Source organism: Novosphingobium organovorum (assembly GCF_022832435.1).
In the GTDB taxonomy this organism is placed as follows: domain Bacteria; phylum Pseudomonadota; class Alphaproteobacteria; order Sphingomonadales; family Sphingomonadaceae; genus Novosphingobium; species Novosphingobium organovorum.
Genome location: NZ_JALHLF010000027.1, coordinates 19,295 through 43,974, shown reverse-complemented (window position 1 = coordinate 43,974; position 24,680 = coordinate 19,295). Strand labels below are relative to the sequence as shown.

At 66.3% G+C, this 24,680-nt stretch carries 16 protein-coding genes and 2 tRNA genes; 12 read left to right on the top strand and 6 right to left on the bottom strand.

Going from position 1 to position 24,680, the window contains the following annotated elements:
• Positions 1–133: 133 nt before the first annotated feature.
• From MTR62_RS09230 to MTR62_RS09220, 3 genes are all read right to left on the bottom strand, one after another.
• Positions 134–1,294 carry a phytase gene (locus MTR62_RS09230; RefSeq protein WP_244019563.1) on the bottom strand — a complete coding sequence of 387 codons (1,161 nt, stop codon included), beginning with the start codon at positions 1,292–1,294 and terminating at the stop codon, positions 134–136.
• A complete protein-coding gene (locus tag MTR62_RS09225; RefSeq protein ID WP_244019555.1) occupies positions 1,294–4,071 on the bottom strand; it encodes a TonB-dependent receptor in 2,778 nt (925 codons plus the stop codon). The genes MTR62_RS09230 and MTR62_RS09225 overlap by 1 nt, the downstream gene beginning before the upstream one ends.
• A 311-nt stretch (positions 4,072–4,382) precedes the next feature.
• A tRNA-Gly gene (locus tag MTR62_RS09220) sits at positions 4,383–4,457 on the bottom strand.
• 262 nt (positions 4,458–4,719) lie between these two features.
• Between MTR62_RS09220 and MTR62_RS09215 the strand changes: the two genes are divergently transcribed.
• Positions 4,720–7,158, top strand: coding sequence for a putative bifunctional diguanylate cyclase/phosphodiesterase (locus MTR62_RS09215; RefSeq protein WP_244019548.1), 2,439 nt, complete (start codon positions 4,720–4,722; stop codon positions 7,156–7,158).
• Between the two features lie 39 nt (positions 7,159–7,197).
• On the opposite strand, the gene MTR62_RS09210 is transcribed toward MTR62_RS09215, so the two are convergent.
• The gene (locus tag MTR62_RS09210; RefSeq protein ID WP_244019541.1) at positions 7,198–12,309 is read right to left on the bottom strand and encodes a beta strand repeat-containing protein; all 5,112 of its coding nucleotides are present in this window, start codon (positions 12,307–12,309) and stop codon (positions 7,198–7,200) included.
• 237 nt (positions 12,310–12,546) lie between these two features.
• Here MTR62_RS09210 and MTR62_RS09205 point away from each other — a divergent pair, with 237 nt between their 5' ends.
• Entirely contained in the window at positions 12,547–13,644 is a 1,098-nt protein-coding gene (locus MTR62_RS09205) for a helix-turn-helix transcriptional regulator (RefSeq protein WP_244019539.1), read from the top strand.
• A 73-nt stretch (positions 13,645–13,717) separates the two neighbouring features.
• Here the strand turns inward: MTR62_RS09205 and MTR62_RS09200 are convergent.
• Positions 13,718–13,792, bottom strand: a tRNA-Thr gene (locus tag MTR62_RS09200).
• Between the two features lie 71 nt (positions 13,793–13,863).
• Between MTR62_RS09200 and MTR62_RS09195 the strand changes: the two genes are divergently transcribed.
• The 9 genes from MTR62_RS09195 (at position 13,864) to MTR62_RS09155 (ending at position 21,840) form a co-directional block, all read left to right on the top strand.
• The gene (locus MTR62_RS09195) at positions 13,864–14,175 is read left to right on the top strand and encodes a hypothetical protein (RefSeq protein WP_244019537.1); all 312 of its coding nucleotides are present in this window, start codon (positions 13,864–13,866) and stop codon (positions 14,173–14,175) included.
• Positions 14,176–14,257: 82 nt separating this feature from the next.
• Entirely contained in the window at positions 14,258–14,950 is a 693-nt protein-coding gene (gene gpmA, locus MTR62_RS09190) for a 2,3-diphosphoglycerate-dependent phosphoglycerate mutase (protein WP_244019535.1), read from the top strand.
• Between the two features lies 1 nt (position 14,951).
• Positions 14,952–15,446, top strand: coding sequence for a 5-(carboxyamino)imidazole ribonucleotide mutase (gene purE / locus MTR62_RS09185; protein WP_244019526.1), 495 nt, complete (start codon positions 14,952–14,954; stop codon positions 15,444–15,446).
• A 32-nt stretch (positions 15,447–15,478) separates the two neighbouring features.
• On the top strand, positions 15,479–16,540 hold the full coding sequence (locus tag MTR62_RS09180; RefSeq protein ID WP_244019514.1) for a 5-(carboxyamino)imidazole ribonucleotide synthase: 1,062 nt from the start codon (positions 15,479–15,481) through the stop codon (positions 16,538–16,540).
• 51 nt (positions 16,541–16,591) lie between these two features.
• Complete coding sequence (locus MTR62_RS09175) at positions 16,592–17,077, top strand: dihydrofolate reductase (RefSeq protein WP_244019511.1); 486 nt, start codon at positions 16,592–16,594, stop codon at positions 17,075–17,077.
• 9 nt (positions 17,078–17,086) lie between these two features.
• Positions 17,087–18,019 (top strand): bifunctional riboflavin kinase/FAD synthetase, encoded by a 933-nt coding sequence (locus MTR62_RS09170; RefSeq protein WP_244019509.1) that lies wholly within the window; start codon positions 17,087–17,089, stop codon positions 18,017–18,019.
• 74 nt (positions 18,020–18,093) lie between these two features.
• Complete coding sequence (gene ileS, locus MTR62_RS09165) at positions 18,094–20,901, top strand: isoleucine--tRNA ligase (protein ID WP_244019507.1); 2,808 nt, start codon at positions 18,094–18,096, stop codon at positions 20,899–20,901.
• On the top strand, positions 20,898–21,416 hold the full coding sequence (lspA, locus tag MTR62_RS09160; protein ID WP_244019496.1) for a signal peptidase II: 519 nt from the start codon (positions 20,898–20,900) through the stop codon (positions 21,414–21,416). The genes ileS and lspA overlap by 4 nt, the downstream gene beginning before the upstream one ends.
• Positions 21,417–21,420: 4 nt before the next feature.
• Complete coding sequence (locus MTR62_RS09155) at positions 21,421–21,840, top strand: DUF3035 domain-containing protein (RefSeq protein ID WP_244019486.1); 420 nt, start codon at positions 21,421–21,423, stop codon at positions 21,838–21,840.
• A 529-nt stretch (positions 21,841–22,369) separates the two neighbouring features.
• Here the strand turns inward: MTR62_RS09155 and MTR62_RS09150 are convergent.
• Positions 22,370–23,704 (bottom strand): hemolysin family protein, encoded by a 1,335-nt coding sequence (locus tag MTR62_RS09150; protein WP_244019484.1) that lies wholly within the window; start codon positions 23,702–23,704, stop codon positions 22,370–22,372.
• 220 nt (positions 23,705–23,924) lie between these two features.
• On the opposite strand from MTR62_RS09150, the gene MTR62_RS09145 reads away from it, so the two are divergent.
• The gene (locus tag MTR62_RS09145) at positions 23,925–24,599 is read left to right on the top strand and encodes an OmpA family protein (protein WP_244019483.1); all 675 of its coding nucleotides are present in this window, start codon (positions 23,925–23,927) and stop codon (positions 24,597–24,599) included.
• The last annotated feature ends 81 nt before the right edge of the window (positions 24,600–24,680 follow it).

Genomic DNA, 24,680 nt, shown 5'->3' with positions numbered 1-24,680 from the left:
CAGCCACCGCGCCGCACGCGCGCATACCGATCCGGATTCGTATCCCCTTCATCACCGCCCGATTACCGCAGGACGCCCCTGGAGCTCAAGCCCCCGACGCCCCCGACGCCCCCGCCGCCCCCGCCGCATCGAGTCACTTCAGGCCCAACGCGTCGCGGATCGCGGCCCAGGGCACGAGCTTGAAGTTCTGCGCCTCGGGGCTGTTGTCGCCATCCTGCGCGATGAACAGCCCGCCAGGGAACTGCGGGCCGAAATCGCCCAGCCGCACCTCGATGCCGTCGGTATCGCTGGTGCCGTCGATCGCCCCGCCGTTGATGCGAAAGCGCCCGCGATAGCCGCCGCTGGCAAGGTCGAACACGGCATAGGCGTTGTCACCCTGGCTCGAGGCGAGCAGCCAGGCCCGGCCCGAGGCGCCGGGCTCGCGCGCCACGGCCAGCCCCTCGATGTCGTCGACCAGCCCGTCGGCCTTGCCCACCCGCGCGAAAGGGTGCGCCTTGAGCACGGTGTCGAGCGGGATACGCCAGATCGCGTGATCCTCTTCGGCGACGAACAGCGTGTGGCTGGCATCGTCGACCACGCAGCCCTCGGCCTGGGTCGCGAGCTTGACCTCGCGGATGTAGTCCGCGCTCAGGCGCGCCGCGCCCCCTGGCGCCGACGGGCCCGCCGCGATCAGCGATTCGGTGACCGTGCCGTCCTTCATGACGACATAGGCGCGCGCGATCTCGCCGGTCTCGCCATCCCCCAGACGATCGCCGAGGCAGAAGCCATAGGCCTCCATCGGCGCGTGATCGCCCAGCAGAAAAGGCAACGCGCCGAGTTCGGTCAGTCGCGCCGTGGCGGTATCCAGCCAGAACAGCGCGATTTTCGGAACGGCCTTGTCGCTGCGGTCGCTCGCGGCGACAAGCACGCGGCGCGCCCCGCCTGGTAGCGTCACGTCGCGCAGGTCCACATTGTTGACCCGGCCCGCGCGCAGGAACGAGCGCACCTTGCCGTCGAGCCCGTAGACGTAGAGCCCGGCCTTCTTGTCGGTGGCGACGATCAGGCTGGCGGCGGGATCGGCCGGGTTGCGCCAGATCGCGGGATCATCGGCGGCATCGGTGTTGGCGGTGCCCACCGGCTGCGTCTCGCCGGTCGCGGCCACATCGATCGCCGGGTAGTACGCGCGCGCCGCTTGGGCTGCGGGCTGGCCCGCGCCCACTCCTGCGGTGGTGCAGGCGCCAAGCAGGAGGGCCGGGAGCAAGGCTGCCCCCCACAGCTTCCCGAATGCGATCGTCTTCACGAGAGATCCAGCCATCAGAAGTTCGCCTTGATGCCAGCCTTGAAGGTCGGGCCGTACTTCTCGAACTGGAGGAGACGCTTGGCGCCCTCGTAGTTCTCATAGGCGTAGTACTTGGCGTTGTTGATGTTGATGACGTCGAAAGTCAGCTTCATGCCGTCCATGATCGCGAACTTGGCCGAGAAGTCGAGCTGGAAGTGGTTGTCCACCCAGCGGTCCTCTTCCTGCGTGTCGCCCAGCTCGTCGAGGTACTTGTCGCGGTAGGTCCCCGCGAGGCGCAGGTCGACCGGGCCCTTGTCGTAGCCGACCACGACGTTGAAGGTGTTGCGCGAGTTCGACGGCAGCGACGTGCGGTAGGCCACGTCGTCGGTGTCGTAGACCGTGCCCTTGGAATAGGCATACGTGTAGTTGACCTGGGTCAGCAGCCCGTCGAAGGGCGCGGGCAGCATCGTGTAGGCCTGGCTGAAGCCGACTTCGAAACCGGCGATCGTCGCGTTGCCGCCGTTCTCGGCGATGCGCAGCTCGTCGTAAGTCGCGCCAGTGATCGCCGAATACTGCTGGGTGTAGTAACGCGTGACGATGAAGTCATCGACCTTCTTGTAGAACGAACCGAAGGTCAGCGCGCCGTTGCCGGTGAAGTAGTATTCCACCCCGAAGTCGAGGTTCCAGGCCTGGTAGGGCTTGAGGTCGGGGTTGCCGAATTCGGCCTCGTTATCCTCGTTGACCGAGAAACGCGGCGCAAGGTCGGACAGGTTGGGCCGCATCAGGCTCTTGTAGCCGGCCAGGCGCGCGACGATGTTGCCCGCCTCGTTGTTCCAGCGCATCGTCAGGCTGGGCAGCCAGGTGGTGTAGCTGCGCTTGAATTCGACCGGGGTGATCTCGAGCGTTTCCTCGTTGTAGAGGTTGCCGGTGAGGTCGTTGTGGGTGCGCTCCATGCGCACGCCGCCGATCACGCGCAGCGAGGCACTATCCCACCGGGCGAGGGCATAGGCGGCGGTGATGTCTTCGCTCGCGCCGTAGTCGCTGGCGGCCGAATCGATCAGCGTGCCGTCCTCGTCGATCTCGATCGTGTCGGCATAGTCGTTCATGAACGCGACGCCCGCCGACTTGGCCAGCACCGGCCCGAGGCTGATGCCGTCGAGACGGTAGGTCTGCGAACCGAGATAGTCGGCCATCGTCAGGGTCTTGTTCTTGGCGTAGTCGGTCTGGGTGAGATCGTAGGTCTTGTCACGCCAGCGCTGCTTGGCGCCGGCCTGGAGGGTAAGGTCGCCGCCGTCCATCGCGAAGGTGCGGGCAAGATCGGCCTTGAGCGCGTATTCCTCGTCCTGGCTGTCCGAGTGCGAGGTCACTTCGATCTTGTTGAGCGTGTAGTTGCTCGCATCGTTGACCGCGTCCGCGCCGCTGGTGAGGGTGTAGGTGGGCACGCGGACGTCGGAATAGTTCCAGGTCATCGCGACGCCGTCATCCTCAAACTTGGAGCGGAACGCGATCGGATCGATCGAGCCGTGTTCCTCCTCGCTCGACTTGGCGTAGCTGGCCATCCAGTTGAACTTCCAGGTGCCGGTGTCGGTGTCGCCGCCCAGCGCCACGGTGCCGATGCGCTGGCGCTCGAAGCGGTCCTTGAGGTCGCGCGTCACCTCGATCGTGCCGTCGGTGTCCGACACGCTGATGCCGGTGTCGGTCGCGGTGATGTCGGTCGCATCCTCGAAGTTGAAGGTCGTGCGGCGGCGGTATTCGTGATCGTCGAACTGCGACCAGTTGGTGCGCAGGTAGACCTTGGTGGTGTCGCTCGCGCGCCAGTCGAAATTGAGCGAGGCGTTGATGCGCGTGCGCGTCACGTCGTAGTCACGGTATTCGATGTTTTGCGAATAGACCGTGCCGTCGTCGTTCGTGGTCCAGGGATCGGATTCGACGTTGTCGGTCTCGAACTTGCGCTTGTAGTAGCTGATCGAACCGGCGACGCCGAAATCCTCGCCCAGCCGCTTGGAAAAGTCGAAGCTGGCCTTGGGGGTGATCTGGCCGTTGTACTTGTTGTAGCTGCCCTCGGCCTTGACCGAGTAGTAGTCCTTCTTGCGGTCGAAGGCGCTGGTGGTGTGGATCTCGACCGAACCGCCGATCGCGTCGGCGTCCATGTCGGGGGTCAGCGACTTCTTGACCTCGATCGATTCGATCGTGTCCGAGCTGATCACGTCGAGCGCGACCTGGCGCACGTCGGATTCGGGCGAAGGGACGCGCACACCGTTGAGCGAGGTCGAGACGAGGTTGGGATCGAGCCCGCGGATCGAGACGAAGCGGCCCTCGCCCTGGTCGTTGAGGATGTTCACACCAGGCAGGCGGCGCAGCGATTCAGCGACGTTCTGATCGGGGAATTCGCCCACCGCATCGCGCGTCAGCACGTCCGAGACGCCGTCCGCGGCCTGCTTGCGCGACAGCGCGCTGGCAAGGTTGGCCGACTGGCCGGTGACGAGAATGGCATCGCCGCCAATACCCGACAGCGCAAAGTTGCCGGTGACCCGGCCGCTCGCGGGAACGGTGATGGTGTGGCTTTCCATCACCGCGCCGACATAGGTGACCTCGAGGGTGTAGGTGCCCTGGGGCACGTCGGCGAAGATGTAGCTGCCATCGCGGCTGGTATCGGCCGAGCGGTCGAGCTCGACGATCCGCACGCTCGCGGCCTGCAGCGCACGGGTGCCGGTGGCGTCCGCCACGTTGCCCACGATGTCACCCGCATGTGCGATGGTGGTGCACGATGCGCCGGCCAGCAAGCCTGCGAGGATGCGGATGGAAGTCTTCATGGTAGAGGTAGCCCCTGGTTGCCCTGTTCGAATGGAATTGAGGGGCCGCCTAGGCGCGGTTTATGACACGAAAGCGCCAGTATGATGACGTTTCGGTGACGGACATTGCACTGCGGCAATGTTGCAACAGGCTGATTTGGCCAGAAAATCAGACCGTCGCGGGGGCAACATTCGTTTGCATGACACCGCCTGGCCAGCCCATCGCCGGGCGTGCCGCGGCGCGCGCACAGGCCGCGCCGGAACGCAAAAAAGCACAGCGCGCGAACGGTTTCGCGGCGGTGCGGCGGATTTCGACGATGGTCTGGAAAAACTGGAGCGGGCGAAGGGATTCGAACCCTCGACCCCAACCTTGGCAAGGTTGTGCTCTACCCCTGAGCTACGCCCGCTCTGGCGCTTCGGATGCGCTGGACTAGCCAGCGCGTTCCGGGGTGAGGCGGGCCATTAGCAGTGCCTTGGGGGTAGGGCAAGACCCCAGGATACAAAAATTTCCCGATGCCGCAAAACCGGGCCTGCGCCCGATTCCCCGGACCGCTTGGCCCACGATTGCCTCCGCGGCCCGAACGGCGGCGATCAAAGCGTTCGACCTCTTGCGCGTTTGCCCATAAGCATGGCCCGCGAAGGCATGAAGCCCGCACGGATGAGAGCGCAATGACGGCATTGTTCCTTGGCCATGTGGCCCTTTTTTCGACCTTTCCGCTCTACTTCTCGACGCTTGAACCGCTCGTGCGGCGCATCCATTTCTACCTGTATCTCGCGCTGGTCCTGCTCGTGGGCGGGTTCCTGGGCAACGCCTACTCACTCGTGCTGGCGCCAGGCCTCGCGGTGTCGGGGGGCAGCCTGTGCTACGGCGCCTTCATGATTACCGCCGTGCTGTTCGTCCTGATCGAGCGCGACATCTTCATCCTGCGCCACGTCATCCGGCTGGTGGTGATCGTCGACGGGTTCAACATCGCCTTTTCGCTGCTGGCTTCGGCGGCGCTGTCGCACCCCGCAGCGATCAACCCGCACGCCACGCCCGCCGCCCTGTTCGGCCAGTCGATCCCCTCGATCGTTCTGGGCGGGGTGCTGATCGTCGCGGAATTGCTGACGCTGCTGTTCTGGTTCGAAACGGTCAAGCGCTGGGGCCTGCGCACACCGCTGGTCGAGCTGGCCTATCTGCTGGGCTTCGTCACGGTGCTGTGCCTCGACGGGGTGCTGTTTCCCTTCCTGGCGCTTGGCGTCTCGCACGCAGTGGTGGTCGCGGTGGGCATCGGGCTTGGCGGCAAGGCGCTGACCGCGCTCGCCTTTTCCGTGCCGCTGGCGCTCTTCATGATCTTTTCGCACAAACGCTTCGCCAGCTTTCTGGACACCGACGTGTTCACCTGGCGAGTGTTCCTGGCGACCTCGAGCGACCTGATCCGCGAACTGAGCGCGAACGACCGCGCGCTGCGCCAGGCCGATGCGGTGTTCCGCGAGGCCAACGACGGGCTCGCCGTGCTCGACGCCCAAGGCGAACTGCTGCGCGCCAACGCCGCCTTCAAGCGGCTGACCGGCGCGCCCGAACGCGCGGCGTTAAGCTGGTTTCACCACGCCGGCAAGGCGCTGGCGCTGCCCCCCGAAACACCGGTCCCCTGGCATGGCGAAGTCGGCTTTGGCGACGGATATCGCGCGCAGGGGCTGCTCTCGGTCATGGCCGTGGCGGGTGAGGGCTCGGCGCCCCCGACCTACGTCTACTCGCTGACCGACATCACCGAGCAGAAACGCGTCCAGGCCGAACTCGACCATCTTGCGATGCACGACGCGCTGACCGACCTGCCCAACCGACGCGCGCTCGACACCGCGCTGCGCGGGCTCGAGGGGGCGGCCGCGCTGGGCATCCTCGACCTCGACCGGTTCAAGGACGTTAACGACAGTTTCGGCCACGTCATGGGCGACGACCTGCTGCGCCAGGTCGCGCAGCGCATGCGCCAGGCCTGTCCAGCCGATGCCGCCACGAGCGTGTTTCGCATCGGCGGAGACGAATTCGCGCTCCTGCTGCCCGGCGCCGGGGAGGCCGCGCTGCGCGCCGCCGTCGCCCGGCTCAACCAGGTCCTCGCCCCGCCCTTCGCGCTGGCCAACGCGGCGAACGTGGCGCTGACCGCGACCTGGGGCGCGAGCCTGACCACCCAGGCCGCCGGCGATGACCTGTTCGCCAAGGCCGACGCCGCGCTCTACGAGGTCAAGCACGGCGCCAAGGATGCGCTGGGGCTCTACCAGGAACGCCTGACCCACGCCGCACAGCGCCGCCTGTCGCTGGGCGCGCGGCTGCGCGAGACGCTCGACCGCCAGTTGCCCAGCCCGCACGACCCGCAGGACGGGCCGATCTGGGTCGCCTACCAACCGCAGCTCGGGCGCGATGGCACGCTGTTCGGATGGGAGGCGCTGGCGCGCTGGAGCGACCCTGAACTCGGCGCGATCGCACCGGGCGAATTCGTGGCGCTGGCCGAGAACCAGGGCCTGATCGCGACGCTAGGCACCTTCATGCTGCGCAGCGCCTGCCGCGACGGGGCGCTGTGGCTCGCCGCGGGGCTTGCGGTGGGCAAGATCGCGGTCAACGTTTCCGCGCTGCAGGTGCGCACCCGCGGCTTCGTCGAAAGCGTCGCGGCGGCGCTCCACGACAGCGGATTTCCCCCCGAGCGCCTGCAGATCGAGCTTACCGAGACGGTGTTCCTGGGCCGTGAAGGCGAAGTCCTGCCGGTGTTCGAAGCGCTCAAGGCGCTGGGCGTCCAGCTCGCGGTGGACGATTTCGGCACCGGTTATTCGGCGCTCTCGTTCCTGCCCATGCTGCCCTGGGACACGCTCAAGATCGACCGCAGCTTCGTGGTCCCGGCCACCCACGACGATCGCCGCAAGGCGCTCGTCGCGGCGATCGTGCGCATGGCCAAGGAGCTTGAACTGGCGGTCGTCGCCGAGGGCGTGGAAACCGACGCCCAGCACGAACTCCTGCTCGGCATCGGGTGCGACGCCTTCCAGGGCTACCTTTTCGCCCGGCCGCTGCCCGCCGAGGACGCGGTCGGCTTCATGGCCGCCCGGCCGGCGTCTTGCGCGCCCGAGACGCGGCCGCACTGACGCCAGCCGACCGCGGCCCGTTGTCCGATCCGTGCGCCGTCAGATCAGCACGATGTCCCCCGCCTCGATCAACGGCTTGCCGCTGAACGAGGCAATCGCCACCGCCGCCTCGCTGCCGCTGCCATCGGCATCGTAGTAAAGCACGCCCTTCACCGAATCGTAGAACAGGTGATCCTCGGCGGTCAGCGCCTTGTTGCCATAGACAAGCTCGGCGGGATCGAGCGCGCCCAGGCCATAGTCCGCCAGCGCCCCGAAAGCCGAGACCGAGAGCTGAATGGTGTCGGTGCCCGAAACGAAATCGCCCACGGTGTCCTTGTTCGCGCTCGTCTCGAGCACGTCGAACACGAAAGTGTCCGCGCCCAGACCACCCTTGAGCACGTCCTTTCCCCAGGAACCGTTGAGCACGTTGTCGGCGCTGTTGCCGGTCAGCGTGTTCTTGCCCGCGTTGCCCGTCGCGTCGATCGCCCCGGTGCCCTGGAGGATCAGCTTTTCCAGATTGTCCCCCAGCGCGAAGGAGACGCTGGCGTAGACCGAATCGGTGCCCCCGTCGGGATCGTCCTCGATCACCACGTCGCCCAGGTCATCGACGTAGTACTTGTCGTTGCCCCCGCCGCCTTCCATCACGTCCGCGCCAAGCCCGCCGTCGAGCTTGTCGTTGTCGTCCCCGCCGATAAGGTGATCGTCGCCGCCATAGCCATAGAGCTTGTCCGCCCCGCCAAGGCCCGACAGCGTGTTGGCGCCATCGTTGCCGTAGATCGTGTTGGCCAGCGCGTTCCCGGTCCCGTCGAGCGCGTCCGATCCGGTCAGGTAAAGTTTCTCGACGCCATCGGTCAGCGCGTAGCTGATGCTGGCGTAAACGGTGTCGGAGGTGTCCGCCGCGCCGGTCTCGATCACCAGATCGCCCGCGTCATCGACGTAGTACTTGTCGTTGCCATCGCCCCCGATCAGCGTGTCCGCGCCGCCGCGCCCGTCGAGCGTGTCGGCCCCCGCGCCGCCGGTCAGGACATTGGCGAGATCGTTGCCTGAGAGCTTGTCGCCAAAGGCCGAGCCGATGAGATTCTCGATCCCCGTCAGCGTGTCGCGCCCGGCCCCGCCGGTGTTCTGGCTGATCGTCAGCGCCAGATCCACCTTCACGCCCTTGGTCGCCTCGGCATAGCTTGCGGTGTCGGTCCCCGCCCCGCCGGTCAGCACATCGTTGCCCGCATAGCCCTGGAACAGATCGTCGAAGGCGGTGCCCACCAGCACGTCGTCGCCCGCGGTGCCCAGGAACGTGCCCCCGACGCTCGTCGCGTAACTGGGCAGGTCGAGGGTCGTGTCGATGAACTGGACCGTCTCGAACGCGGTGACGGAAAGAGACTGCGTGCCATCCGCGCTCGTCAGCACATAGCCACCCAGCCCGTCCTCGCCGATCAGCCAGTCGTAGGAATAGGACCATAGCGATAGCGTGTCGCTCCCCTCCCCGCCATCCAGGGTGAGCGTCGCGCCCCCCGCCAGCGCGGTCGTATCGGCGTAGAGATAATCGTTGCCGCTGCCAAAGCGCAGGGTAACCTCTTCCATGGCGTAGAAATTGGTGTTGCCGACCCCGCCGTAGAACGCGGTTCCGTCCCAGTTATAGATATAGTTCCAGGTGTCCTGGCTCGATGCCGAAAGATCGATGGTCACGCTGTCGCGCCCCCCCCAATCGTTGATATAGGCGTAGTCGAGCGTGCCATCGACACTGTAGCTGTCATCGCCCGTGCCGCCGGTCATGTCGACGGTCTCGACGTTGACCGCCGTCGTCGCCCCGCTGCTCGATCCCAGCGCCGAAAGTACATGGCTGCGGCCCACCGTGCCCGCGCTTTCATCCGATCGCCAGGTGTCGGTGCCAGAGCCAGCATCGATCGCCTGCGTGCCCAGCGTAGTGGTGATCGTATCGTCACCCGCCCCCGTCGCGATGGTGTCGGTCCCGCCGGTCGAGCGCACCACATCGTTGCCATCCGCCGTGGTGACGCTGTTCGTCCCGCCGCCCAGCGTTATGTCAAAGGCTTCGAACCCGGCGTAGCTCCCCGTGTTTGAGGCGATTGCACCGCCTGTACCGACAACGAACGTCACATCCGGGAGCGCCCCGAAACTGATCGCCAGCGTATCCTCGCCCGCCCCGCCATCGAGGCTGAGCGCGCCTCCATTCGCCAAGGGCGTGGCATCGACGAAGAAATAGTCGTTCCCACTGCCAAGCTGGATCGAAAGGTCCTCGATGCCGGAGAACCAGACCGTCGCGAGCCCGCCATAGAACGACAGGCCATCCCCGCTGTAGACATAGGTCCAGGTGTTGGCCGTGTCGGATGCGGACAGGTCGATGGAAAGGCTGTCGGTGCCGCCGACATCGTAGATGGAAGCGTAGCCGAGCGTGCTATCCACGCTGTAGCTGTCATCGCCGCTGCCGCCCGTAACGTAAGCGTATTCGATGCCCGCTACCGTGCTTGCCCCGCTGCTCGAGCCCAGCGCCGAGAACACGTGCGCACGCCCCACGGTGCCCGCGCTCTCATCCGCGTTCCAGGTGTCGGTGCCAGAGCCAGCATCGATCGCCTGCGTGCCCAGCGTAGTGGTGATCGTATCGTCACCCGCCCCCGTCGCGATGGTGTCGGTCCCGCCGGTCGAGCGCACCACATCGTTGCCATCCGCCGTGGTGACGCTGTTCGTCCCGCCGCCCAGCGTTATGTCAAAGGCTTCGAACCCGGCGTAGCTCCCCGTGTTTGAGGCGATTGCACCGCCTGTACCGACAACGAACGTCACATCCGGGAGCGCCCCGAAACTGATCGCCAGCGTATCCTCGCCCGCCCCGCCATCGAGGCTGAGCGCGCCTCCATTCGCCAAGGGCGTGGCATCGACGAAGAAATAGTCGTTCCCACTGCCAAGCTGGATCGAAAGGTCCTCGATGCCGGAGAACCAGACCGTCGCGAGCCCGCCATAGAACGACAGGCCATCCCCGCTGTAGACATAGGTCCAGGTGTTGGCCGTGTCGGATGCGGACAGGTCGATGGAAAGGCTGTCGGTGCCGCCGACATCGTAGATGGAAGCGTAGCCGAGCGTGCTATCCACGCTGTAGCTGTCATCGCCGCTGCCGCCCGTAACGTAAGCGTATTCGATGCCCGCTACCGTGCTTGCCCCGCTGCTCGAGCCCAGCGCCGAGAACACGTGCGCACGCCCCACGGTGCCCGCGCTCTCATCCGCGTTCCAGGTGTCGGTGCCAGAGCCAGCATCGATCGTCTGCGTGCCCAGATGCGTGGTGATGTAATCATCGCCGTCGCCCGTCCTCACCGCATACGTGCCATCGCCCAGCATGACATTGAACTGCTCGAAACCGGCATAGCTGCCGATGTCCGAGGAGATCGTACCGTCGCCCGCAACGATGAAGCTCGCTGCGGAAAGCCGCGTCAGATCGAGCGTCAGGCTGTCCGAACCCGCCCCGCCGTCAAGGCTGAGCGAAGCCCCGTTCGCCAGCGGCGTGGCATCGAGGAAGAGATAGTCGTTGCCGCTGCCAAGCTGGATCGAGAGATCTTCGATGCCGGAGTACCAGACCGTCTCGACGCTTCCGTAGAACGACAGGTCATCCCCGCTGTAGACATAATTCCAGGTGTTCGCCGTGTCGGATGCGGACAGGTCGACAGAAAGGCTGTCGGTGCCGCCGGCATCGTAGATGGAAGTGTAGCCAAGCGTGCCATCGACGCTGTAGCTGTCATCGCCGCTGCCGCCCGTGACATAGGCGTATTCGATGCCCGCAACCGTGGTCGCCCCGCTGCTCGAGCCCAGCGCCGAGAACACGTGCGCACGCCCCACGGTACCCGCGCTCTCATCCGCGTTCCAGGTGTCGGTGCCAGAGCCAGCATCGATCGTCTGCGTGCCCAGCGTGGTGGCGATCGTATCGTCACCCGCCCCCGTCGCGATGGTGTCGGTCCCACCGGTCGAGCGCACCACATCGTTGCCATCCGCCGTGGTGACGCTGTTCGTCCCGCCGCCCAGCGTTATGTCAAAGACTTCGAACCCGGTGTAACTCCCCAGGTTCGAAGCGATTGCACCGCCTGCGCCGACAACGAACGAGACACTCGTGAGCGCCCCGAAATTGACCGCCAGGCTGTCCGAACCCGCCCCCCCGTCAAGACTGAGCGAAGCCCCATTCGCCAGCGGCGCGGCATCGACGTAGATGTAATCATCGCCGGTGCCCAGCAGGATCGTGAGATCTTCGATACCGGCGTACCAGACCTTGTCCAGCCCGCCGTAGAACGAAGTTTCATCCCAGCTGTAGACATAATTCCAGGTGTTGGCCGCATCGGATGCGGACAGGTCGATGAGCAGACTGTCGGCGCCGCCAAGATCGTAGATGGAAACGTAGTCCAGCGTGCCATCGACGCTGTAGCTATCATCGCCGCTGCCGCCCCAAACCTGAGCGTATTCGATGCCTGCAACGGTGGTCGCCCCGCTGCTCGAGCCCAGCGCCGAAAACACGTGCGCGCGCCCCTCGGTGCCGGCGCCTTCCTCCAAACGCCATGTATCGGAGCCCGAGCCGGCATCGATCGTCTGGGTGCCCAGATATGTCGTGATCGAATCATCGCCATCGCCCGTCGCGATCGAATCGGTCCCCCCGTTCGAATAGACCGTGTCGTTGCCCGCGCCCGTGACCACGGTGTTGGCCCCGCCCCCCAGCCAGATCGTGTAGGCTTCCCAGTTCGCGTACGATCCGAAATTGCTCGCCACGCCGCTGCCCGACACCACAAAGGAGACATCCGACAGGCCGCTGAAATCCGCGGCCAGCGTGTCGATGCCCGCCCCTCCATCAAGCGTCAGCGACTGGCCCGAAACACTCAGCGGCCAGGCGTTGAAGTAGAAATAGCCATCGCCGTCGCTCATCGTGTAGGTCAGCTGCTCGATCGAATAGAAGCTGAGCCAGCCGTTCTCCCCATCGGAAAGCGAGCCGCTCCACCCGCCCGCTCCGTCGGTATAGAGATAGCCATAACCGTACCCGGTCGAAGCGCCGTAATCGACGACGAGCGCGTCGTTACCGGCATCGCCGCTGACATAGTCCGAGCCCGCGGTCGCGCTCGTGAAGGTGAACGTGTCGTCATCGCTCGTGCCCGCGAACGCGTCATCGCCGTTCGTGCCAACAAAGTCTGCCATCGCACCAGTCTCCCTGCGCGGCCCGCCCGGAAGACCGCGCCCGCCAACAAGGGTTGCAACATGAGACCCCCCACCATCCAGGCGAGGCGACCATAGGGGTATCGGCAAAGTCCCCGCATCCTCCGAACGGGGGAGAAACAATGTTCATTTCGGCTGAAAAGCGGATCAACTTTCGTTTCGAACAATACTTCTGAAGTATTATACGAAAGACACGCCACGCGACAGGAACCTCGTCTTGTGCCCGACCGCGAATTCAACCGGCATTTGGATGATCTTTACGCCGCGTGTGACGATGACGCCGCCTTCCACGCGCTGCCCTCGGTCATCGCGCGGGCCTGCGACGCGCGCTCGGCCATCGTCCTGCCGGCCGCGGGTGCCGGCGCCGCGCCGGCCATGGCCAGCTATTTCGACCCTGCAGCCTTCCAGCGCTATCTCGATCAGTTCGCCTCGATAGACCCCTGGCGCCCCGCCTTCGCCGCGCTGCACGCCCGCGGCCAAGGCGGGGCTCAGGCGCTCGACGCGCTCGTCCCGCCCGAGGAATTCCAGCGCTCGACGATGTACAACGAACTGTTCCGCCCGATCGGGGACGATACCGGGCGCGCGATGGGAATACTGGCCCCGCCCCCCGCGCACGGCAGCGTGATCGCAGCCCACCGCGCCGCGCGCGACAAACCCTTCGAACCGCGCGACACGCAGCGCCTTGACGCGATCGCCCCGCATGTCGCGCGCGTCCTTCGCCTGCGCGGCCTGCTCATGGCCGAACGCGCGGCCGGGCTCCACCTCAAGGATCTGGCCGAGGCGAGCGGCCGCGCCATCCTCGCGCTCGACACCACGCTCAAGGTCCTCGCGCTGACCGACGCCGCGCGCGACCTGCTGGAGCAGCGCGACGGGCTGGCGCTCGCGGGCGGACATCTGGTGTGCGATTCGCCCCCGCTGGCGCGCAGCCTCAAGGCGGGGGTCCACGCGGTGACCAGCCGCCAGGGTGAGGCGCGCACCGCGTTCGCCTGCCCGCGCCCCTCAGGCAGCGGGCCACTGCACCTCGCGCTCCACCCTGCGGCGAGCGGCCCGGCGCGCCACGCCCTCCTGCTGATCGACGATCCGGCGGTTCGCCGCCCGGAGGGGCGGCGTGTGCAGGACCTGCGCCAGATCTTCCGGCTCAGTCCGGGAGAAACCGATCTCGCCCTCAATCTGCTCTGCGACCAGTCGCTCGAACAGATCGCCCAGGCTCGCCGGGTGACCAAGGAAACCGTCCGCTCGCAACTGCGCGCGCTGTTCCACAAGACCGACACCACCCGCCAGTCAACGCTCGTGCGCCTGCTCAGCCGCTTCGCCTGATACGCGCAGGAAAACAGCAAGGCCGATCGCGCCGGGGGTGGGGGGGCTACCATCTCTAATTTTTGGGGAGGAATGGTGCTGCTGGGGAGGATTGAACTCCCGACCTCACCCTTACCAAGGGTGCGCTCTACCACTGAGCTACAGCAGCGCCGTTCAAGGGCGCCTATCAGGCACCGTCCCGGCGATGGCGTGCCATCTACCCAGGACAGGGGCGCGCTAATGGTCGGGGCGAAGCGAATTGTCAAGCGCCGCTTGCGCTTTGTTGTCGCGCGCGCCATCTCGGGGGCCATGGAAGGACCCGAAAACGCCCGCCCTGCCAAGGAAACGGGCCAAAAAAACCTGACGCGCGAGGAACGTCTCGCGGCCAAGCTGCGCGAGAACCTGCGCCGCCGCAAAGCCCAGGCGCGCGCGTTCGATGCGGCCGAATCACCGCAAGCCTCGGGCGAATCAGGGCGCGAATCGCACATCGTGCCACCCGTATCGGCCCGCCCCGAACCGGACAGGCTTTCCAAATCGTCGCCGGAAAGCTAGGGGCTCCCCTCCGGAACCTGCACCGTCAGGCTATACATGAGGTGCTGCCCCGCGCAGCGGCTACCAGCAAAGGATACCTGCCTTGCCCCGTCTGATCCTCGTTCGCCACGGCCAGAGCCAGTGGAACCTCGAAAACCGCTTCACCGGCTGGTGGGATGTGGACCTCACCGAAAAGGGCGAAGCCGAGGCCCGTGCCGCTGGCAAGCTGCTTAAGGACAAGGGAATCTTCCCGACGGTCGCGTTCACCTCGCTGCAGACCCGCGCGATCAAGACGCTGCACTTCGCGCTCGAGGAAGCCGGTATCCTGTGGATTCCCGAAACCAAGGACTGGCGCCTCAACGAACGCCACTACGGCGGGCTGACCGGGCTCGACAAGGCGGAGACCGCCGCCCGCCACGGCGACGAGCAGGTCAAGATCTGGCGCCGCAGCTTCGACACCCCGCCGCCGGTGCTCGAAACCGGCAGCGAATTCGATCTGTCCACCGACCCGCGTTATGCAGGGATTGCGGTGCCGCAGACCGAAAGCCTCAAGGACACCATCGCGCGCGTCCTGCCCTATTACGAAAGCTCGATCGTTCCGCACCTCAAGGCAGCTTCGGACTCGTGCGTGATCGTCTCGGCGCACGGCAATTCGCTGCGCGCGCTGGTCAAGCACCTCTCGCAGATCTCGGACGAGGAGATCACCGGGCTCGAGATCCCGACCGGCCAGCCGATCGTCTACGACCTCGACGCCGATCTCGCGGTGGTCGACCGCTACTACCTCTCGGAGCGCTGAGATGACCGGCACGCCCCGCGTCGCGATCATCATGGGCAGCCAGTCCGACTGGCCGACCATGCAGCGCGCCGCCGAGATGCTCGACAAGCTCGAGGTCGCCTACGACGCGCGCATCGTCTCGGCCCACCGCACGCCCGACCGCCTCGTCGCCTTTGCCAAGGGCGCCGAGGACGAGGGCTTCAAGGTGGTGATCGCGGGCGCGGGCGGTGCCGCCCACCTGCCCGGCATGGTCGCCGCGATGACCCATCTGCCGGTGCTGGGCGTGCCGGTGCAGAGCCGCGCGCTGTCGGGGCAGGACAGCCTGCTCTCAATCGTGCAGATGCCTGCCGGCATTCCGGTGGGCACGCTGGCGATCGGCGAGGCGGGCGCGGCCAACGCGGGGCTGATGGCCGCCGCGATCCTCGCCATCACCGACCCGGCGCTGGCCGACCGGCTCAAGGCGCTGCGCGCCGCGCAGACCGAAGCGGTCGCCGAACGGCCCGTTCCGGCCACCTGATCCCCCCCTTCCAGCAAGAAAACGGCAGCGACATGATCCCCCCCGGCGAAACCATCGGCATTCTTGGAGGCGGCCAGCTCGGCCGGATGCTGGCTATGGCCGCGGCCCGGCTGGGCTATCGCTGCCACATCTACGCCCCCGAAGCCGATTCGGTAGCCGCCGAGGTGAGCGCGGCGGCAACCCGCGCCGAATACGATTACGCCGCCGGGCTGTCCGCCTTCGCCGCGAACTGCGCGGTCGTGACCTACGAGTTCGAGAACGTGCCCGTCGCCCCTCTCACCGCGCTTGGCGCGGTGCCGGTGCTGCCGCACCCGCGCGCGCTCGAAACGGCACAGGACCGCCTTACCGAAAAGACCTTCGTGACGGGCCTTGGCGGTACGCCCGCCCCCTTCGCGCCGGTCGATTCGCGCGAGGACCTGCGCCGCGCGATCGCCACCATCGGCACGCCGGGTATCCTCAAGACCCGGCGCGACGGCTATGACGGCAAGGGCCAGTGGCGGATCATGACGCCCGCGGACGCGGACGACCTCGACCTGCCCGACCAGCCGCTGATCTACGAAGGCTTCGTCCACTTCTCCGCCGAATTCTCGGTCATCGCGTGCCGCGGCGCGGACGGCGCGATCGTCTATTACGATTCGCCCCACAACCGCCACAAGAACGGCATCCTCGACATCAGCGCCGCGCCCGCACCCGCCGCGATCGAAGCGCAGGTTCCCGCCGCGCGCGCGCTGGCGGCCAAGGTCGCCGAAGCGCTCGACTACGTGGGTGTCCTCACCCTCGAATTCTTCGCCACCGAGGCTGGCCCGGTGTTCAACGAGATGGCGCCGCGCGTCCACAACTCGGGCCACTGGACGATCGAGGGCGCGGTCACCTGCCAGTTCGAAAACCACATTCGCGCGATCTGCGGCCTGCCGCTGGGCAGCCCCGCGCTCGCCGCCGACGCGGTCGAAATGCGCAACCTCATCGGCGAGGACGCCAACGACTGGGCCGAGATTCTCAAAGACCCGGCCAACCGGCTGCACCTCTACGGCAAGGGCGAGGCGCGTGCGGGCCGCAAGATGGGCCACGTCACCCGCCTCGCGTTCGACGACTGAGCGCGGCGCGGCAAGCTAACAGGGCAGGCTAACAGGGCAAGCGAACCGGACATGGACCAGCACATCTTCCTCATCGCCGCGCGCGCCGCGAACGGCGTCATCGGCAAGGACGAGCAGCTGCCCTGGCGCCTGCCCGCCGACCTGAGGCGCTTCAAGGCGATGACCATGGGCAAGCCGATGATCATGGGCCGCAAGACCTTCGAGAGCTTTCCCGCGCCGCTGCCCGGCCGTCGCCACATCGTGCTCACGCGCGACGCTGCCTGGCAGGCGAATGGCGCCGAAGTGGTGCATTCGTGCGAAGCGGCGCTGGCCGCGGCCGGTCCGGGCGAGGTCGCGGTGATCGGCGGCGCGCAGGTCTACGCCCAGTTCCTCAGCCTCGCCGATCGGCTCGAACTGACCGAGATTCACCGCGAGTACGCGGGCGACACAAGCTTCCCGATCGTGGATGCCACCTGGCGCGAAACCGCGCGCGAGGAACATCCGCAAGAGGGCGAATTTCCTCCGCACGCTTTCGTGACCCTTCAGCGAGCCCTATAGCCGCCCGACATGATACGCCTCGACAACCGCCTCCCCGTTCCCGATTCGCTCCAGGGCGCGATTGTCGCGCTGGGCAACTTCGATGGTTTTCACCAGGGCCACCAGGCGGTGGTCGGCGAAGCGATCCGCTGGGCGCGCAGCGAAGGCCGCCCGGTCATCGTCGCCACCTTCGATCCGCATCCGGTGCGCCTGTTCAAGCCCGACGCGGCGCCCTTCCGGCTGACCACGCTCGACCAGCGCCAGGAGCTGTTCGGCGCGGCCGGGGCCGATGCGATGCTGGTGCTCCACTTCGACCGGCTGATGGCCAGCATGACCGCCGAGGTCTGGATCGAGCAGGTGCTGGTGCGCCAGCTCGGCGTGGCGGGCGTGGTCACCGGCGAGGATTTCACGTTCGGCAAGGGCCGCGGCGGCAACCCGCAGGTGCTCGGCGAGGTCGGCGCGCGCTTCGGCATGACCAACCGCACCGTCGCCCCGGTGCACGACCAGTTCGGCACGATTTCCTCCAGCCGCGTGCGCGAGGCGCTGATCGCGGGCGATTGCGAGGGCGCCGCGCGCCTGCTCACCCGCCCCTTCGCGGTGCGCGGGATCGTCCAGCACGGCAACAAGTTCGGCCGCACGATGGGCTTTCCCACTGCCAACCTGGACATGGCGCACTACTTGCGCCCGCACTACGGCATCTACGCGGTGATCGGCCATTTCCCCGACGGACGGCGCTTTGCCGGCGCGGCGAACCTGGGCATCCGGCCCACCATCCAGCCGCCCAAGGAGCTGCTCGAGCCGCATTTCTTCGACGTCTCGGAAGATATGTACGGGCTCCAGATCGAGGTCGCCTTCCACCACTTCCTGCGCCCCGAGGCCAAGTTCGCCTCGATCGAGGAGATGATGGTGCAGATCGGGCGCGACTGTGAAAAGGCCCGCGAACTGCTGGCGAGCGTGCTCTAAAAGCGCGCTCACCGCAAAAGCGGACGCTTCTCTCTCTTCCAAGACCCGCGCATTTGCTCTAGTGGCGGCCGGTCATGACTGAACAGCGCGATTACAAGGACACCGTCTTCCTTCCGAAGACCGACTTCCCCATGAAGGCAGGACTCCCCCAGAAGGAGCCCGGCATTCTCGCACGCTGGCAGGACGAGCGAATTTACGACCAGATCCGCGCCGCGCGCGAAGGACGCGAGAAGTTCATCCTGCACGATGGCCCGCCCTACGCCAACGGCGACATGCACATCGGCCACGCGCTCAACCACATCCTCAAGGACATGGTGGTGCGCACGCAGACGCTGCTGGGCAAGGACGCGCCCTATGTTCCGGGCTGGGACTGCCACGGCCTCCCGATCGAGTGGAAGGTCGAAGAACAGTACCGCAAGCTCAAGAAGAACAAGGACGAAGTTCCCGCTGAGGAATTCCGCGCCGAATGCCGCGCCTACGCCCGCCACTGGGTCGACACCCAGCGCGAGCAGTTGAAGCGCCTGGGCGTTGGCGGCAACTGGGACAAGCCCTACCTGACGATGGACTTCGACGCCGAAGCGACGATCGTCACCGAACTGCTCAAGTTCGCGCAGAGCGACATGCTCTACCGCGGCGCCAAGCCGGTGATGTGGTCGCCGGTCGAGAAGACCGCGCTGGCCGAAGCCGAAGTCGAGTACGAGGATGTGGTCTCGACCCAGATCGACGTCGCCTTCGAGATCGTCGAATCGCAGGACCCCGACCTTGTCGGTGCCTATGCGGTGATCTGGACCACCACGCCCTGGACGATCCCGGTCAACCAGGCGCTCGCCTACGGCCCGCACATCGACTACCACCTGATCGAGGCCGATGGCCGGCGCTACCTGATCGCCGAACCGCTCGTCGATGCCTTCGTCAAGCGCCTGGGCCATGAAACGCACGACCTGCACTTCTTCATGAAGGGCGCCGGGCTCGAAGGCACCAAGGTGCGCCACCCGATGCATCACCTGGGCGGCTTCTACGCCGAACTGCGCCCGATGCTGGCCGGCGATTTCGTCACCACCGACTCGGGCACCGGCCTCGTCCACATGGCCCCCGACCACGGCGAGGACGACTTCGAGCTGTGCAAGGCGCACGGCATCAACCCCAAATTCGTGGTCGAGGCCGATGGCCGCTACCGCGAGGACTGGCCCTGGCTGGGCGGCCAGGGATCGGTCATCAACCCCAAGTTCACCGCGCCCGACGGCCCGATCTGCACCGATCTTGCCGCGGTTGGCGGCCTGCTCGCGGCAAGCGCCGACTACGCGCACTCCTACCCGCACTCGTGGCGTTCGAAGGCCAAGGTCATCTACCGCTGCACCCCGCAGTGGTTCGTGCCGATGGACAAGCCCGCCTCCAAGTCGGGCATGCCGCAGGGCATGACGCTGCGCGAAACCGCCGAAATGGCGCTCGCCCACACCCGTTTCGTGCCCGCCAAGGGCCGCAACCGCATCGGTGCGATGGTCCATGGCCGTCCCGACTGGGTGCTCTCGCGCCAGCGCGCCTGGGGCGTGCCGATCACGCTGTTCGTCGATCGCAAGAGCGGCGAATACCTCGTCGACGAAGCGGTCAACGCGCGCATCATCGCCGCGATCCGCGAAAAGGGCGTCGATGCCTGGTCGGACGAACGCGCGCAGGAATACCTCGGCAACGACTACCTCGCCGAGGATTACGAGCGCATCACCGACATTCTCGACGTGTGGTTCGATTCGGGTTCGACCCACGCCTTCGTGCTCGAATCGGGCAAGTGGCCCGAACTGCTGCGCCCCGAAGGCTACAAGGGCCCGCACGCCGACCTCTACCTCGAAGGCTCGGACCAGCATCGCGGCTGGTTCCAGTCCTCGCTGCTCGAAGCCTGCGCCACGCGCGGTCAGGCGCCCTACAAGGCCGTGCTGACCCACGGCTTCACGATGGACGCCAAGGGCCTCAAGATGTCGAAGTCGCTCGGCAACACGATCAGCCCGCTCAAGGTCATGGAGACCAACGGCGCGGACATCATCCGCCTCTGGGCGCTTTCGGTCGACTTCACCGAGGATCACCGCATCGGCGATGAAATCCTCAAGGGCGTGGGCGACCAGTACCGCCGCCTGCGCAACACCTTCCGCTACCTGCTCGGCGCGCTTTCGGACTTTTCCGAGGACGAACGCGTGGCGCCCGAACAGATGCCCGAACTCGAACGCTACATGCTGGCGCTGCTCGGCGCGCTCGATGCGGACATGAGGAAGGCCGTCGCCGACTTCGACTTCAACACCTACGTGCGGCGTCTGCTCGACTTCTGCAACGAGGACCTCTCGGCCTTCTTCTTCGACATCCGCAAGGACCGTCTCTACTGCGACGATCCGGCGGACGCGAGCCGGCGCGCCTACCGCACCGTGCTCGATACGCTGTTCCACGCGCTGGTGCGCTACGCCGCGCCGGTCACCGTGTTCACCGCCGAGGAAGTGTGGGGCGCGCGCTACCCCGATGCAGGAAGCGTGCATCTGCTCGAATGGCCCGAAGTCCCCGAGGTTGAGGCCGACACCCAGCGCTGGGACGCGCTGCGCGCGCTGCGCGTCAAGGTGACCGAGGCGATCGAGCCGCTGCGCCGTGAAAAGACCGTGCGCTCGAGCCTCGAGGCCGAAGTGACCGTGCCCGCAGACGCGGTGCCCGAAGGCTTCAGCGATGCGGACCTCGCCGCGCTGTTCATCACCGCGACAGTTTCGCGCGGGCAAGGCGAGAGCGTGAGCGTCGTCAAAACCAACCACCACAAGTGCGGCCGTTGCTGGCGCCACTTGCCCGAGGTTTCGGAAGACGGCGCGCTGTGCGCGCGCTGCGACGAGGCGATCGCCGCGGAGAGCGCGGCGTGAGCCTGACCCGCAAACGCCTGCTGGGTCTGCTGGTTGCTGCTCTGGTGTTCCTGATCGACCAGGCCGTGAAGGCCTGGGTGACCGGCCCGCTCGGACTCGACCGGGTCGGCGACGTGAAGGAGATCGTGCCGATCTTCGCGCTGCGCTTCACGCAGAATTTCGGCGTGTCGCTGGGCATGTTCACCGCCGGTTCGGCCGAGGGACGCCTGGCACTGGTGGCGATGACCGGGGCGATTGCGCTGTTCGTCTTCGTGTGGATGCTGCGTGAGCGCAAGATGCTCGAAATCGCCGCACTGGGGTTCGTCCTGGGCGGCGCGATCGGCAACATCCGTGACCGCATAAACTTCGGCTATGTCGTTGATTATGCCGATCTCCATTTTGGTGAGTGGCGGCCTTTCCTCGTTTTCAACCTCGCCGATGCGGCTATAACGCTCGGCGTCCTGATTATCCTTGCCCGTTCCCTGCTTTCGCGCGACAAGCCCGAAACCACAGCAAGCCCCGCTCCGGAGAGTTGATTTGATGTTCGTTAAGAAAACCGGTGCCCTGATCCTTGTCACGAGCGGCGCGGTCATGCTGTCGGCTTGCGGCAGCGTCGGCCTGTTCAACCGTGACCGTCCCGACGAATTCGCCGTGCAGCGCCAGTCGCCGCTGATCGTTCCGCCCGAATTCGCGCTCCAGCCGCCCAAGCAGGGCCAGCCGCGTCCCTCGGACGGGGCCATGGAGCAGAAGACGCTCGACGCGCTGTTCGGCGGCCCGCAGGCCCGTAGCGACGTGGAAACCAAGGCCATCGCGATGGCTGGCACCGCCGATGCGGGCATCCGCTCGGACGTCGGCGATCCCAAGACCTACACCGTCGCCAAGGGCGAAGTGACCCGCGCGATCCTCGCCGCCCCCGAAGGCGACGGCCGCGACGCGCAGATCGCGATCGGCGGACACTGATCGCCGCCTGATCCGAATACGGCAGACGAAAAGGGCCGGATGTGACGATCACATCCGGCCCTTTTCGTCTGCCGCCTGGAGCGGTCGTTCGAATGCAATCGCTTCAAAATTCGCTAGAATCAAAAATGAGTGCTAGGTGGCGTCGACAAATTCATCCGTCCGGTCTCGCCCCATGGCAGACGAAGAAGGAAGGGGTTGAAGCAGGGGGCCATTGCCCCCTGCACCCCGACTGGAGGCGGTGCGCTTCACCTAAACGTTGCGCTCGGGTTCGTCGGGAGACATTCTAGAGCCTGCGGCGCCAATCGTTCCGGACGGATGGGGCGTGCCCAAACATCGACATTTCGAGGGTCCGGGGGATCATCCCCCGGGACATCTTCCCTTTTCTTTTACGCTCCCGCGCGGCCGCTCTCCACCCGATTCAGTCGTTCCGATCACCCTCAAATTTGTCCACGCAGTCTAACGGTTCGCAGAAATTCTGACATTTGAGCGCGCCCTATCCGATAGGGTCTCAAATGTCAGAATCGAACCTCTAGGCTTCGCCGACCACGCCGTCGCCGCTCGTTTCGCCCGCCTCGCGCTCGACCAGGATCTTGTCGATCTTGAGGCCATCCATGTCGATCACCTCGAAGCGCCAGCCCTGCTCGGTGAAGTGCTCGCCCTCGCGCGGGACCTTCTTGAGCACCGCCAGCACGAAACCGGCGGCAGTCGCGAATTCGCGGTCGTCGGGCAGCGTAATCGCCAGCCGGTCGGCCAGCGCATCGGCGGGCATCGCGCCCGAGACCAGCATCGAGCCGTCCTCGCGCTCGACCACCATCGGCTCGTCGCCCTCGTCCTGATGGCTCACGAAATTGCCTGCCAGCGCCTCGAGCACGTCGGAGGGGGTAACCAGGCCTTCGAGATGGCCGTACTCGTCATGGACGAAAGCCATCGCCACTTCGGCGGTCTGCAGCTTGCGCAGCGCGTCCATCGCGTCGAGCTGGTCGGGAATGACCTCGGCCTTGCGCATCATCGCCGCGATGCTCACCGTCTCGCCCGCCAGCATCGCGGCGAGCGCGTCGCGCACCTTGAGCACGCCCACGATGGTGTCGCGCTCGTCCTCGCCGGCGACGGGCAGCAGCGAATGCGGTGAACTTTCGATCTTGGCGCGCAGCGTCGCCGCGTCCGCATCGACCTCGATCCAGTCCATCTGGTTGCGCGGGGTCATCAGCTCGCGCACGGGCCGTTCGGCAAGGCGCATGACCCCGGTCATCATCGCACGCTCCTCCTCCTCGATCACGCCCGAGCGGGTGGCTTCGGCGAAGATCATCTGAAGCTCTTCGGAGGTCAGCCGCTCCTGCCCGCCGCCGCGGATCGAGAACAATCGCAGGATCACGCCCGAGGAACGGTCGAGCAGCCACACGAAAGGCGCCATGATCCGCGCCATCCAGGCCATCGGCAACGCCATGACCATCGCCACCGGCTCCGCCGCGCGCAGCGCCAGCTGCTTGGGCACCAGTTCGCCCACCACCAGGCTGGCGTAAGTCGTGGCGATGATGACCAGCGCGAAACCGGCCTGATCGGCATAGTGCGCCGGTAAGCCCAGCGCGATCAGCCGCTCGCCCACCGGCCCGCCCAGGCTCGCGCCCGAATAGGCGCCCGCGACGATACCGATGAGCGTGATGCCGATCTGCACGGTGGACAGGAACTTGCCCGGATCCTGCGTCAGCGCGATCGCGGTACGCGCCGCCTTGTTGCCCTTGTCGGCGCTCACTTGCAGCCGGGCAACCCGGGCCGAAACGATCGCGAGTTCGGACAGGGCAAACAATCCATTGAGCAGGATGAGCCCAACGATGACGAAAAGGTCGGTCCAGGGAAAAGGCGTCACAATGCCCGTGCGCTAGCAGAGTTCGACCGCTTCGCGAAGCACTTGGTTGCATCGCGGCGCAATCCGCCGACAAAAACGGCCCGAACCTTTATCGAAACACGCCCGCCGCCAAAGGGAACATTGCCCGGCCGCAATCGTTCGAGGCGAACAGACATACAGCGTTAATGCGTACAAAAGCACAGTCTGGACGAATGCTTGCGGAGATAGGAAGGGCATTATCATGAAGACATCGCGTGTGATCGTGGGTGCAGCGGCAGCACTCTCGCTCGTAACTCTTTCGGCCTGCGTGACCGATCCCAACACCGGCGAGAAGAAGGTTTCGCGCACCGCGATCGGCGGCGTGGGCGGGGCGGGCCTGGGCTATCTGCTGGGCAGCGTGATCGGCGGGCGCACCGCGCGCATCGTGGGCGCGGGCATCGGCGGCGTGGCGGGCGGCGTGGTCGGCTACCAGATGGACAAGCAGATCAAGGAACTCAAGGAACAGACTGCGGGCTCGGGCATCGACGTGACCCAGGAAGGCGACGGCATCCTCGTCAACCTGCCCGACGTGACGTTCGCGGTCGATTCGACCGCGATCAGCCCCTCGTTCCAGGCCTCGCTCGACAAGGTCGCGCAATCGATGGTGCAGTACCCCAACAGCCTCGTCGACGTGTACGGCCACACCGATTCGACCGGATCGGCCGCGTACAACATGGATCTTTCGAAGCGCCGCGCGGACTCGGTCGCGCGCTACCTCACCAGCCGCGGTGTCGCCTCGGCGCGCATCCAGACCCAGGGCATGGGCGAGAACTACCCCGTCGCCGACAACACCACCCCCGAAGGCCGCGCGCTCAACCGCCGCGTCGAGATCAAGATCACCCCGGTCACCACCGAGGAAGCCCAGCGCGCGAAGTAACCCCGCCGCGCGGCAACGAACCAGGGCGCTCGGTGGATGTCGGGCGCCCTTTTTCGTGCGCGCCCGAAACGGCGGTTGGCG

Excerpts from the sequence above, each read along its gene's own strand:
- MTR62_RS09230 (WP_244019563.1), bottom strand. The coding sequence starts at position 1,294 with ATGGCTGGATCTCTCGTGAAGACGATCGCATTCGGGAAGCTGTGGGGG.
- MTR62_RS09225 (WP_244019555.1), bottom strand. The coding sequence starts at position 4,071 with ATGAAGACTTCCATCCGCATCCTCGCAGGCTTGCTGGCCGGCGCATCG.
- MTR62_RS09215 (WP_244019548.1), top strand. The coding sequence starts at position 4,720 with ATGACGGCATTGTTCCTTGGCCATGTGGCCCTTTTTTCGACCTTTCCG.
- MTR62_RS09210 (WP_244019541.1), bottom strand. The coding sequence starts at position 12,309 with ATGGCAGACTTTGTTGGCACGAACGGCGATGACGCGTTCGCGGGCACG.
- MTR62_RS09195 (WP_244019537.1), top strand. The coding sequence starts at position 13,864 with ATGGTCGGGGCGAAGCGAATTGTCAAGCGCCGCTTGCGCTTTGTTGTC.
- purE (WP_244019526.1), top strand. The coding sequence starts at position 14,952 with ATGACCGGCACGCCCCGCGTCGCGATCATCATGGGCAGCCAGTCCGAC.
- MTR62_RS09180 (WP_244019514.1), top strand. The coding sequence starts at position 15,479 with ATGATCCCCCCCGGCGAAACCATCGGCATTCTTGGAGGCGGCCAGCTC.
- MTR62_RS09175 (WP_244019511.1), top strand. The coding sequence starts at position 16,592 with ATGGACCAGCACATCTTCCTCATCGCCGCGCGCGCCGCGAACGGCGTC.
- MTR62_RS09170 (WP_244019509.1), top strand. The coding sequence starts at position 17,087 with ATGATACGCCTCGACAACCGCCTCCCCGTTCCCGATTCGCTCCAGGGC.
- ileS (WP_244019507.1), top strand. The coding sequence starts at position 18,094 with ATGACTGAACAGCGCGATTACAAGGACACCGTCTTCCTTCCGAAGACC.
- MTR62_RS09155 (WP_244019486.1), top strand. The coding sequence starts at position 21,421 with ATGTTCGTTAAGAAAACCGGTGCCCTGATCCTTGTCACGAGCGGCGCG.
- MTR62_RS09145 (WP_244019483.1), top strand. The coding sequence starts at position 23,925 with ATGAAGACATCGCGTGTGATCGTGGGTGCAGCGGCAGCACTCTCGCTC.